The sequence below is a fragment of the Sinorhizobium prairiense genome (genome assembly GCF_029201645.2).
GTDB classification, from domain to species: domain Bacteria; phylum Pseudomonadota; class Alphaproteobacteria; order Rhizobiales; family Rhizobiaceae; genus Sinorhizobium; species Sinorhizobium meliloti_A.
This window is the reverse complement of record NZ_CP104130.1, coordinates 418,474-430,509: the sequence shown is the minus strand read 5'-3', so window position 1 is coordinate 430,509 and position 12,036 is coordinate 418,474. Positions and strand designations below refer to the sequence as shown.

The 12,036-nt window shown below is 59.2% G+C and carries 8 protein-coding genes; 4 read left to right on the top strand and 4 right to left on the bottom strand.

Annotated elements, in window-relative coordinates:
• Positions 1–345: 345 nt before the first annotated feature.
• Positions 346–1,155, bottom strand: a complete 810-nt coding sequence (locus N0Q91_RS02075) for an EAL domain-containing protein (RefSeq protein WP_275596141.1) — start codon at positions 1,153–1,155, stop codon at positions 346–348.
• 1,294 nt (positions 1,156–2,449) lie between these two features.
• Here N0Q91_RS02075 and N0Q91_RS02070 point away from each other — a divergent pair.
• A complete protein-coding gene (locus N0Q91_RS02070) occupies positions 2,450–2,746 on the top strand; it encodes a hypothetical protein (protein WP_085027628.1) in 297 nt (98 codons plus the stop codon).
• Here N0Q91_RS02070 and N0Q91_RS02065 read toward each other — a convergent pair.
• Both N0Q91_RS02065 and N0Q91_RS02060 read right to left on the bottom strand, forming a co-directional pair.
• Positions 2,743–3,504, bottom strand: coding sequence for a flavodoxin domain-containing protein (locus N0Q91_RS02065; protein ID WP_375341920.1), 762 nt, complete (start codon positions 3,502–3,504; stop codon positions 2,743–2,745). The two genes, N0Q91_RS02070 and N0Q91_RS02065, sit on opposite strands and share 4 nt — an antisense overlap.
• Positions 3,505–3,589: 85 nt before the next feature.
• Entirely contained in the window at positions 3,590–4,732 is a 1,143-nt protein-coding gene (locus tag N0Q91_RS02060) for a cytochrome P450 (RefSeq protein WP_275596140.1), read from the bottom strand.
• Between the two features lie 2,197 nt (positions 4,733–6,929).
• On the opposite strand from N0Q91_RS02060, the gene N0Q91_RS02055 reads away from it, so the two are divergent.
• Together N0Q91_RS02055 and N0Q91_RS02050 are read left to right on the top strand one after the other, a co-directional pair.
• Positions 6,930–8,180 carry an MFS transporter gene (locus N0Q91_RS02055; RefSeq protein ID WP_275596139.1) on the top strand — a complete coding sequence of 417 codons (1,251 nt, stop codon included), beginning with the start codon at positions 6,930–6,932 and terminating at the stop codon, positions 8,178–8,180.
• 348 nt (positions 8,181–8,528) lie between these two features.
• Positions 8,529–8,813 carry a helix-turn-helix domain-containing protein gene (locus N0Q91_RS02050; protein ID WP_345774953.1) on the top strand — a complete coding sequence of 95 codons (285 nt, stop codon included), beginning with the start codon at positions 8,529–8,531 and terminating at the stop codon, positions 8,811–8,813.
• Between the two features lie 543 nt (positions 8,814–9,356).
• Here N0Q91_RS02050 and N0Q91_RS02045 read toward each other — a convergent pair.
• Positions 9,357–10,037, bottom strand: coding sequence for an OmpW/AlkL family protein (locus N0Q91_RS02045; protein WP_275596137.1), 681 nt, complete (start codon positions 10,035–10,037; stop codon positions 9,357–9,359).
• Positions 10,038–10,522: 485 nt separating this feature from the next.
• Between N0Q91_RS02045 and N0Q91_RS02040 the strand changes: the two genes are divergently transcribed.
• The gene (locus tag N0Q91_RS02040) at positions 10,523–11,848 is read left to right on the top strand and encodes a dicarboxylate/amino acid:cation symporter (RefSeq protein ID WP_275596136.1); all 1,326 of its coding nucleotides are present in this window, start codon (positions 10,523–10,525) and stop codon (positions 11,846–11,848) included.
• Positions 11,849–12,036 lie beyond the last annotated feature (188 nt).

The window sequence follows — 12,036 nt, the reverse complement described above, 5'->3', positions numbered from 1 at the left end:
GCGAGGGCGATTCAGCGGTGCCACAGCCGTCAATGCGCATGGAAAATCGCGCTTACGTTGGAGCCTTGCGACCAAGCGTCCATGTGAATTTCTCTGTTGTTGGCCTGAATGGCACTACCTCCCCCCAATTTGGCTCTGCCGCTTTACGCGCAACTGATGAATGTAGCGTCGGCGGGTGGCATCGAACCTTCATCTCCCCGCGCGCACTGGTTTTGCTGCGAACGGGTCTGTCTGCCGTCGGCCAGCGCCCATCATTTGAACTCGCTGCCCGCAAATGCCTGGTTATCAAACATCCGGCGAGGTGTTCATGACGCATTTGCGTGAATGCGGGTAATCCTCTTTCCTTTATACGTCTCTGTTGCGCTTGGTGTCCATTTCTCCAATGTTCATGACGTCGGAGCGTACGCATCCCGGATATATCGGAGACAGGGTCGGCTCTGAAAGGAGATAACCCTGCACGTGGGTAGCACCAGCCGCCGTTGCCAGCCCAAGCTGCGCGTAAGTCTCAACCCCTTCAATGACGATCGTCGGGGCCACGCAGGACGCCAGCCCTACCATATGGTGCAGCAATCGGGCAGCATCTGCACGACTACTCAACTGCACGAAAAACGAATCAACCTTCACTATATCAACGGCGATCGAAAAGATGGCTTCGGGAGTTGAGAAGCCGGCGCCGAAATCATCAACCGCAACTCTGTAACCTAACTTCCGGATGTCGCGAATGAACTCCGCTGTGCGGGACAGTTGAGCGATGGGCGAGCGCTCAGTAATTTCCAAGACCAGCCGAGGGGCAAGCGACCGGTGTCGATAGAGCTGGTCGTAGAGAGCCGCACGATTTTCTGAATCTGAGAAATTCAACGCTGATATGTTGCAGCCGAGGGGTCCGGACGGATTGTTGGACAACCAGTCGACCGCCAAATTCAACATATGTCGATCCAATTTAGGCGCATCCCCCGATGCTTCCAGGGCGAGCATGAATTCGCCGGCCGTAATCACGGTGCCGTCGACCTTCACAAGTCTCGCCAGACATTCGGAATAAAGAACTTCATGGTGTGCATTAACGGAATTCACTTGCTGGATCGAAAAGCCAATCCGCCTCTGTTGCCCCGCCTGGAGGACGGTACGAACGATATTGTCGAGTTCATTGCAGATCATCTTCGCCCTTGTTCTATTGCGCTTTCCTGAACTTTGCATGCAGCAGGCTGCTGTTCCTACCCCACCGCCAACCTCAGTTGCAATCCGTCAGAGCCACAGTGCAGCGACACACTAACTACAGCTGCCTCCCTGGCTGAGCCGTTCACACCAACACAACTACTCCCAGGCACAGAAGCTCACATCCGCTCACAACGCCCGCTGGTGAGATCCAGACCCCCCTTTTGCGCTGTACGGGCTCTTGTTGCCGCTTATGGTTGCGTACTTCCCGCAACGAGGAGCAGCAGGTCCGTCGAGCTGGGGGAACTTAGAGGGACCGTGGACCGGAGATATGTTCAAAATCGGATATAAGAATAGTCTTTCCCACCCCCCAACGGTGTCCCTTCAGCACCCCCATTTTGCGGTATACTCCTGATCGATTTATTGCAAAATGACGCCCGCGACGCCGGAACCCTGCGTTTGTCGCTGCCCCGATGCGGAATTCGACCAATTTTGGAACTTAATCGCATCGGCGCGCAGCCCCTGTCGAGATCTGCAGCCCTTTTGAGCGATGATGGCCGTTAAGGAGAATGGCGCGTTGCCGTCGCCCGACGTCTGCCCGTATGTCACCGACCTCACGAGATCGCGTGCCGGCCTTGCCCCGCGCTTCTGGGGGCACATGAAAGAGGCTGCGTCCGCTGAGACGCCGGATCACCGATATGCTTTCGCTTCAACAAGGTAAGTTGAAGGGTGTCGAAGAACTTAGAAGAGGCCGTAGAAGCCTGACGGCATCTGCTACAGTCACCTGATGGTCAGACAATAACAACTGAGCCAGCGCTGAGCTTCTGCGGGCCAGGAATGCTACCTGGTCCATGTCCTCAATCATCCCACAAAGTGAAGTAAACCCCAGTGAAATCGGCCAATGGGGCCGGAATCGGTAAACGCATCGCCAGAGGCTTCACCTCCAACGATAACCGCGGCTGTTCGTGAATCGTCGTTCGACCCAACCCGCGAGATTTGTCAGACCGTATATAGGGGCCAACCTCGGTTACATGGCCCACGACATCAACCAATGTGAGCATGCCAGCGGCGCCGGGTCTCTATCCTTGTTCTTAGCCAGCGGGGAAGATTCGTTCCTACAAGAATGTTGAACTTCGAGTCCGAATCAATGAACTTATCCGCGGGTACGTGAATCCTCGTGCGCTAAGTGTGCGGAAGAACCCGATTAAGTTGAGACGGCGCACTGCGACACACTTGCAAAGGCGGTTTGCGCCATACGGATGTCGCCTTTGGATCGACTGAACGGAAAGGATGCTACATGCGTGCGCCATCAGGTGCTGTTGCGGGACTTTGCTCTGCCTCCGCCACCATGTTCGCAGTGGGAATGGCGTTTCTGGGTTACTGGGGATTGTATGAGCCCGACGGCTGGCGCAGCGCTGATCTTGTCATTGTGATTTTAGCGCTCGCCGGGTTCGCAGCGCTTGGCTCGGTGCCCTGGATTGTGACGACCCCCGTTGCAGCCGACGGCGAGGAGAAGGTCATAGCCGCCAGACGAGCGTTGGCGTTGGGAGTCGTCTTGATCTGGCTGTCCGTTCTCGTTTCGGTATTCACTTAGAGCACCTTCGTTGAATGCGGATTCGGAATGTGGATGGTTTGGCGCCTCGATAGAGGTGATGGAGCGTGGAGCGGCATGGGGTATCGTCGTTGAAATCCGGCTACGAACCGTGCAGCCGCCGATTGGTGGTCGGCATCCGGCCACGCAGTCGTTCGAGTTGAAGCCCGACGGCGGCGCCTTGCGCAAGTCTGCCGCGCGCCCTTCCCCCGAACCTCAGTATTTCGCGTCGAGCCTCCCTCCAAGGGCGGTCGCAAGAGCCCCCACAACCCGGCGGACCAGGCGTCGAAACTGGCTAACACGTCGCCCCCGGCGTCCGCCTCTCCACATTCGACGACAGGAAGTGCCCCCGCCTTGGCAAGGGCGGCTTCGAGGCGCTTGGGAACCGCCTGCCAAGTCTGCACCCAATGACGGTTGCCGCACCCGAACACGGCAAAGGGCCGGCCCTCGAGGGTGTCCGGCGGGAGGCTCTCGGCCCAGGCGACGAACCGTCTCGCGTTGTTCGGCGGCAGTCCTTCGTAGGAGGCCGTACCGACGACGAAAGGGATGTCAACTGGAACTCCGAATGCGTAGTCGTCGGCCGGGGCAACGACCGGCGCGTAGCCCCGTGTCGCAGCCTCGCTACCGATCCGTTTCGCGAATGATTCTGGCGTGCCTGTATTGCTGCCATAGAGTATGAGCAGCGGCCTCCGGTCGGTCGAAGGAGGCACCCTCCTTAATATTGGCTCTTTGCAGGCGGCTGGAGCGCTGCAACGCGGCATCCCCGTCGACAAGTTTCGGCGTTCCGCCCTTATGCGGAGGCCAACAGGCTTCATCGTCAGCGTCTCGCCGACAACGAGCTCATAGCTACTGTCGACCAGCGATGTCGAAACGCTGGAGCATCATCGCCATGGCCAGCACCGCCTCCTGCATGGCGAAGCCTCGGCCGAGGCAGGCCCGCTGACCGTTGCCGAAGGGCTTCCAGGCGTGCTGGAACACGTCCTTGGCATTATCGGGGTCGAAGCGTGCCGGCCTGAAAACGTCAGGCTCGTCCCAAACCTTTGGATCGCGGTGAAGCATGGGCAAAAGGATGAGCAGAATGTCGTTCGGCGTCAGCCGGTATCTGCCAGCGAGGGTCGTATTCTCAACCGGATGCACCCCGAAGCCTGGGGCCGTGGGCCAAAGCCGCAAGGTCTCCATCAGCACTCGTTCGACGTAATCGAGCTTGCCCAGGTCCTGCGCCGTCGGAGCTTCACCGCCGAGAGCGTCATCGACATGGGCCTGCAAGCTCGCCAGTTCCTCGGGGTTTTTGAGCAGCAGCCAAGTCGCGAAACTGAGGAGTCCGCTCGTAGTCTCATGGCCTGCGATCAGGAAAGTGATCAACTGATAGCCGATGTTCTCCCGGCTCAGCATCTTCCCCGTCTCCTTGTCCTTCGTCGTCAGCATGATATCAAGAAGATTGGAGCGCTCACCAAGCCGAGGATCGAGTCGCCGTTTATCGATCAAGTCATCCGCCAAGGCGCGGAGCGTCTGTGTGTGAGCCTTGAAACGCCGGTCGCGCAAAAACATCAGCTTCGCCGGCGGGAATCGGGCGCGGCTCGACACCTCCTTAAGGGCGCGTTCCATCGCCGTGACGAAAGGGTGCCTTTCGTTCTGGTAGAAGCTGTTGAAACGGTGGTCAAAAGCACATAGCGCGGTTGTGTCGAGCGCAAGGCGCGTCATGTTGTCGGCTACGTCGATTTCGGAATCCGAGCCGAAGCGTTCCCATCGCACCAGCATTTGGTCAACCACGTCGATCATTTTGCTGAACATGCTCCTCAGACCAAGCGGGCCAAAGGCGGGCGCCAGCAGCCGGTGTGCCTTGCCCCAGTTCGTTTCTTTGTTCTCTGCGGTGAAAAGGCTGTCTTTGCCGATCATTCTGAGCTCCGCGAGGGGCGGGTGCAGCGCCCTGCAGAATCTGGTCTCGTCACAGAGCTCTGCGGTCAGTTCCTGGCTCCCGACGATGATCATGTTGCGTCCCCAGGTTTGCAGACGGAACATTGGGCCGAGTTCCTTCGACAGGCGCATCAGACTCTAGACGGGTGCATTCCGATGGACTGAAGTTGTGTGGCCAAGGACGGGAAGGCCTTTCCGCTGCGGAATCTCTTCGAGTTTACTCATGTTAGCGCCTCCTCAATGCGTTGGCCGATCGACCACGGCACCCATATCTCTGCGCGAGGCTTCATCGACCTCGGGTAATGAGGCAGCATTATTTGTGCCCCTCGGCCGAAGATTCTGCTCGCGACGAAAGACACTGGAGGACGGCACGCTTCGTACTGGGTCTCTTCTCAAGAAAGATTTTATTGAAACCGCGGATCATAGGCTCCAAGGATGAGCCGTCGTTGGCGTCGGCCTTCTCCCGACCGATATACGGATCGTAGCCTGAATCTACCACAGTAGCTCGCTACGCCTCGAAACGGTTTTCCTTGATTTTGAAGACGCTTACGCGTGCAAGTGAATCTGCTATGTCAAGCATCACTGCGAGCGTCTCAAGGATGCCACCCACCTTCCATGGGTCCCTGCCCCGGCCTTGCTGAGGTCGGTTGAAGACCGAAAGTCCAGGCGTGGACTGACCCGCATGTTCTCGTGGTCGATCATTCGCGTTAGGCTGATCAACTAATGCGCGGCTACGCCCTGATCTTTGTTATCCGACAGCGTGGGATGGACGTCGACGAAGTCAATCTCGAACAATCGCGACCTCTCAGCGGCTTTATGAGCAAGGCTCTGCCATGCATCGCGAATAGTGTGCGCCGCCCCGAGAAAAACCTGGTCGACACCAGCATTCTCCATTTCGGCAAGCAGCGTCCCGAGCCGGGTCGATGCAGTCGTCGATGTGACCTCGAAGTCGTAAGATCTGGTCGAGAGTGATCAGTGGATGCGCTAGCATCCTCGGCACTATTGCCGCCGCGCGCCTAGCGAGATCCCCCTCGTGCAAGAGAGTGTCTTGCCACTCGTAAGTCATCATGGCTGCTCCTCGTCTCGTGATGGAACATCGCCGCTTCCTACGCCCTCGTCAAGAAGGATCCAGCACGGCCCGGAGCGCGGGGATGCCTATGAAGCGCCGTTGTGTTGAATAGCTTGTTCCGGAGGCCATCAAATTCTTCACGCTTCCACGAGCCGTGGATCGGCCGGGTCGCGTGGGTAAACAAGAAATCGCGCGCCCAGGATAAGCTGAGGAGGGGTTCGAGTACGATCCGGAACGCTTCCAACTAGGCGCTGTTCAGGATCGAGGCTGGCCAGCCCGCGCTCGCAGCCTGTCAGAACAGGAGCGGGTGTGTCAGCGGCTCGTAGGTGCGCCGGTCGCCGAACAGCCGCACGAGAGGAAAGCTTGGAACCGCTTCAATCGGGTCTCCGTCCCGACGCCTCGCGCGTTGGCACGGAAGTGGGGTCGTCGGCTGCACGTTCCTGACGATTGCAGACGGCGGTGCATTTTCGGCAACGTGACGAGCAACAGGTATGTGTCGCTTGGCATTGTTCGATGTAGGACAATGTTGCACATGCGACACAGCCAGTTCGTTCTAGGCGCTCATGTCAGAAAGGTTTCCGGTGGCACGCATATTGCTGTGAGGCATTTGCAGACGCGTCAACCGGTCCAAAGATATCGCGCGGGGATGTCGAAATGTTAAGACATGGTTTTCTGCCGCGGGCTACGGCCAGATCATTCAGAACGTTCCAGACGTCTGGGAATGCTGCCCGGGCGCGTTTGCCGCGGTTGTCTTTCCACAGACGCCAATTTCGCAACCGCGTCGTGGCGGACCTTCGGCTGCACCCGCGTGCAGGCTCTTTCAGAGGAGACGCTCAACGCCGCTGCAACAAGATCGGCGCTTTACCGCCCGCCCCGTTCGTTCAGAGAGATCAGAACCGCGAACAGCCAAAGGTGCTGGCGAACGATGCAAGTGCTGCGCATACGCCGCCAGCACCGCTCGCTTTTGCGGCGCCGGCGTACTTTCGCCTACCCTTGTGGTGAGCTCGCAGTTCGCGCGCCGATTCCATTCGACTCATAACCGTAGACCATAACTAGATACCATTTAGAAGCGCTAGTCGCTGTTGGGGGCGCCTGGACTATCGTATCGGCCCAGCCTCTGCGCCACTAAAACCCTGCCTTTCCGGATACACCCGGCCATGAAAGGCAGGACGCGCCTCGCTGCTACATTCGAGGTCAAGAACCATGTTGGTGCAAGTCTCAGCTGAAAGCGGCGGAGTCGAGAAGCGGCCCGCGGCATGGGGCGCGATATTCGCGACATCGCTCTGTATTTTCGCGCTCATTGCGTCGGAGTCGATGCCCATTAGCCTGCTTACTCTGATTGCCTCAGATCTGGCGATAACCGAGGGCCAAGCCGGACAGGCGATTTCCGTGTGCGGGGCCTTTGCGGTTCTGACAAGCCTCTTCATCTCGTCATTGGTCGGTCGACTTGACCGCAAGGTTTTGCTGTTAGCGCTGACGGCCGTGATGATCGTCGCGGGCATGATCGTAGCGGTCGCCCCAAACTACGTGACGTTCATGGTTGGCCGCGCGCTCACCGGGGTCGTCATCGGCGGATTTTGGCCGATGTCCGCCGCGACCGCCATGCGGCTTGTTCCGGACGATCAGGTGACGCGGGCGCTGGCGATCTTCAACGGCGGAAATGCGTTAGCGACGGTCATTGCCGCGCCGCTGGGGAGCTTCCTCGGCGGCCTCATCGGCTGGCGCGGGGCGTTCTTCTGTATCGTCCCGGTCGCACTGATCGTTTTCGTCTGGCAGTTCCTGAGTCTTCCTCCCATGAAAGTCGAGGAGCGGGCGGCATCCGGAAACGTGTTTAAACTGTTGAGCCGGCGAGTGGTGGTCCTGGGGATGGCAGCGGTCAGCGTGTTCTTTATGGGCCAGTTCGCGCTGTTCACCTATCTGCGGCCGTTCCTCGAAACGGTGACCCATGTCGACGTTGCAACACTGTCGCTCGTGCTGCTGGTTATGGGTGTGACCGGGTTCATCGGAACTATGCTCATTGGCGCGTTCCTGAAGAATGGTCTCTATCGGACGCTGATCTTTATTCCGACGTTGATGGCGACGATCGCCGTAGCTCTTGTGGCCATCGGTGGCTGGGTCGATGCAGCGGCACTGCTATTGGGCATCTGGGGGCTGTTCGCCACGTCAGCGCCGGTGGGCTGGTGGACCTGGTTGGCGAGAACACTGCCGAAGGATGCCGAAGCCGGAGGCGGACTTATGGTCGCAGTCGTTCAGTTCGCGATCACCATGGGCGCAACCGTCGGGGGCTTATTGTTCGACATGAGTGGTTACCAGGTGACCTTCAGCGCAAGTGCGGCTTTGCTCATGGTTTCGGCCGCGCTAGCCATCTTGACGTCGCGAGCAGCGCAAGCTCGGCCTACTGGAGGAGTGGCCGCTTCAGACACAGCAAATGATCTTTCCCATTTTTTTAGCTGAAGTCCTATGTGGCTCCGGCCAAGCGGGTGTGGCCGAGAGCCAACCACAAAGGGACATCAGGCTCGAGAATTCCGCAGCCGTCCCCGTTACTCAGGCGCTTTCAAGGCGCCCTCCAGCCGCTCGGAAGACCGGCTGGTGCGTGAGGATACAGCGACAGGGATAAGTAGCCGCCCTCATGCCGGAACGTGAGTTCGGCCGAGACGGAAGTGGTCTCCAGAGCCATAAAGTTTTCCATTTTTTAGGAGGCTCCTACCATCATGTGCCAATCCGGCATGATGCTGCAGGGAACTGGGTGATGGGTTATGATTGGACCGGCAAACGAACGCGCCGGATGAACATGTTGCGCGGATGCGCAATGGTTGTATTCGTCGGCTCTGCGACCGCTTTCTTGGCTGCCGCGCTTCTACAATGACGAACGAAGCGGAGCATGTAATCTCGCGCAACGCTGCAGCCATTTTCAAGGCGCGCCTGACGCGAAAATTTTCCTCAAGCGCCGCATCCGAGCCCAGGCGCAGGAAGAAATCCGGGCTACTCTCGAAAAAACCGGGAGGCAACAAGCGGCGTGCGGCAGAGCTGCTCGGCATCAGCCGCGCACAGCTTTATCGGCATCTGAAGGAACAGAGCGCCGAATGACTAACCTCACTCGTGGCCGCTGCTGTGGTCAGTTCTTCAAATCCAACCAACCATCCGCGGGCATTTCTGACGCGCCGCCCTAGACAGCGGAACCATGTGCGGCGTGTTTTCTGGTAGAACCGTTGGGAGCGGATAGTTATGCGGCCCCCATGCAGGCAGTCCACCAACATATCAACGACCGGCACGATCGGCGCCGCCACCACGCGGGCCGCTGCGACGGGATTGTCTTTCTCGATCTGCGCTTCGATTCTCAAGGAAGCGAAACCAGCCTAACACTGGCCGCTACGGCGAGGACCACCGCAACCTGATGTTCGACGTCTGCGTGAGCATGACCCGGGTTCGGCCACATCGGCCGGCGAGGAACTGATCGACGCCGGGAGCTACGAAACGCTGCGCCTCTGGGTGATCGCCGCCACTGGGATGTCACGCCGCGAACGCAAGTGGCATCGCATCGAGTTTCTCGCGTCCACAATGCCGGCTGCGACACGCATCTGGATCAGGTCGTTATGAATCCATGCTCTGGCCGCGAGAAATTCCGCCCGACTAGAAGCGGTAAGTGACTCCGGCGCCAATTAGCCATGGATCGAGTTTAGCCTTGCCGCTGACGCCGGCGCCACCGACATTGGCTTCGAAGTCCGGTCTCAGGAAGATTTTCTTCGCGTCGAAGTTCACGCCCCAATGGTCGTCGACCATATAGTCGAAGCCGGCCTGGAGGGCGACCCCGAAGGTGTTCTTGACATCAAGGCTGCGGGCACTTTTGCCTGATTGATTGTAGAACAGCGTATAGTTGACGCCCGCGCCAACGTAGGGCTGGAAGGTGCCAAAATCGGTGAAATGGTATTGAAGGGTCAGGGTTGGCGGCAGCAGCCAAGTCTTGCCGATTCCTCCGAGCGCTGAAATCGAGCCGCTGCCGTGGACATTGGCATGGGTTGTGCCGAGGATGAGCTCCGCGGCGATATTCTCGTTGAAGAAGTACGAGATGTCGAATTCCGGTATGACGGTATCCGAAAAGGAGAGATCCGATCCAGGCAATCCGTAGACGCGGCCCGAGTCGTTGGTGATCACATTAAGCCCCCGCAAGCGTATCTGCCACGGGCTGACTGCCGGTGCTGCAGCGGCAGGCGCCACAGCTTGTGGCGTGCTCAGATCCGTTGCCTCTGCGGTGCAGTCGGCAACCAATGCTGCGGCGGTGATGATGGCGCGGACGATGTTGCTGGATGTCATTCTTGTCTCCTTCGATCCAGTTTCGTGGAGATCGGGGGAAATAGCACCGTTCATGGTGCCGCGGTTTGAGCTCGATCAAATGGAACTAGACTGTTTGTCGCAGCAGGGGATCTGGCTGGCCGGGGAAATCAGCGGCTGCAATGCTCTTGTCGTGCTGCTTTGCAGCTATCTCATTCCGGTGTGGGCAGAATACAGGATTCTCACTCGATTGAAGCGCGAGGCGCTGCGGTACTTACTGTCCGGCTCGAGAATGCCGCCGAGCACATCAGCCACTGCCCCCCGGCAGCAGCTCGTCGCCCTTCGCTCATCATCTGAACTCCTCGGCGCGAACCCCACAGTAAAACCTGCGCGCGGCTGCTCGATCGAGGTCCAGTTGGCACGCCGCTTGCTGGGTGACTCCAGAAGGCAGCAGCTGTCGATCTCGGAAAAGTGGCCCGGGAGGCCCGGCGCTTTGCCGGACGGGGAGCCCATGTGGAGGATATCACATGATCATCGAGCATTCTGCGGAGACCCGCGGCAAGACACCCTTTCACCGTCACCTCTATGTTCAGGTGCTGGCCGCGATCGCCGCGGGCATCCTGCTCGGGCATTTCCATCCGGACATCGGTACCGAGCTGAAACCGCTCGGCGACGCCTTCATCAAGCTCGTCAAGATGATCATCGCACCGGTCATCTTCCTGACGGTCGCGACCGGCATTGCCGGCATGACCGATCTCGCCAAGGTTGGCCGCGTCGCCGGCAAGGCGATGATCTACTTCCTGACCTTCTCCAGCCTCGCGCTCGTCGTCGGTCTCATCGTCGCCAATGTCGTGCAGCCGGGTGCGGGCATGCATATCGATCCGGCCACGCTCGATGCGAAGGCGATCAGCACCTATGCGGCGAAGGCCCATGAGCAGTCGATCACCGGCTTCCTAATGAACATCATTCCGACGACGCTTGTCGGCGCCTTCGCCGAGGGCGACATCCTGCAGGTGCTGTTCATCTCGGTGCTCTTCGGTATTTCGCTGGCGATCGTCGGCAAGAAAGCCGAGCCCGTAGTCGATTTCCTGCAGGCACTGACGCTTCCGATCTTCCGGCTCGTTGCGATCCTCATGAAGGCCGCCCCAATCGGTGCCTTCGGCGCCATGGCCTTCACCATTGGCAAATATGGCGTCGCCTCGATCGCCAACCTCGCCATGCTGATCGGTACCTTCTATCTGACGTCGTTCCTGTTCGTCTTCATCGTGCTCGGCGCGGTCGCACGCTATAACGGCTTCTCGATCCTCTCGCTCATCCGCTACATCAAGGAGGAGCTGCTGCTCGTTCTCGGCACCTCGTCCTCTGAAGCCGCACTGCCGGGCCTGATGAACAAGATGGAGAAGGCCGGCTGCAAGCGCTCGGTCGTCGGCCTGGTCATTCCGACCGGCTACTCCTTCAATCTCGACGGCACCAACATTTACATGACGCTGGCGGCCCTATTCATCGCCCAGGCGACCGATACGCCGCTCTCATACGGCGACCAGATCCTGCTGCTCCTCGTCGCGATGTTCAGCTCGAAGGGTGCCGCCGGCATCACCGGCGCCGGCTTCATCACGCTGGCTGCCACGCTCTCCGTCGTTCCCTCGGTGCCGGTCGCCGGCATGGCGCTGATCCTCGGCATCGACCGCTTCATGTCGGAATGCCGCGCAATTACGAATACTATTGGTAATGCGGCTGCGACGCTGGTGGTCGCGAAGTGGGAAGGAGAGCTTGACCAGGCGCAGCTTTCCGAGGCGCTTGCACGTAAAGGGCGGGCCGGAACCAACACGACGATAGTGCAGCCAGCCGAGTAATGCCTCCCAGGGCAACACCGCACACTCGTGCGGCTTGGCGCGGTCTGGTTCTCCAGATCGCGCCTTTTTGTTGTGCGCCCAGCATGGGCGCCCTCTTGTGGGTGAAAGTCCCACCGTGAGCTGGTCGCAGTGAGCGAAGTGAAGCGCAACTGCGGAAGGGCGACCGACCGTGGGGAGGAAGCGTGGAT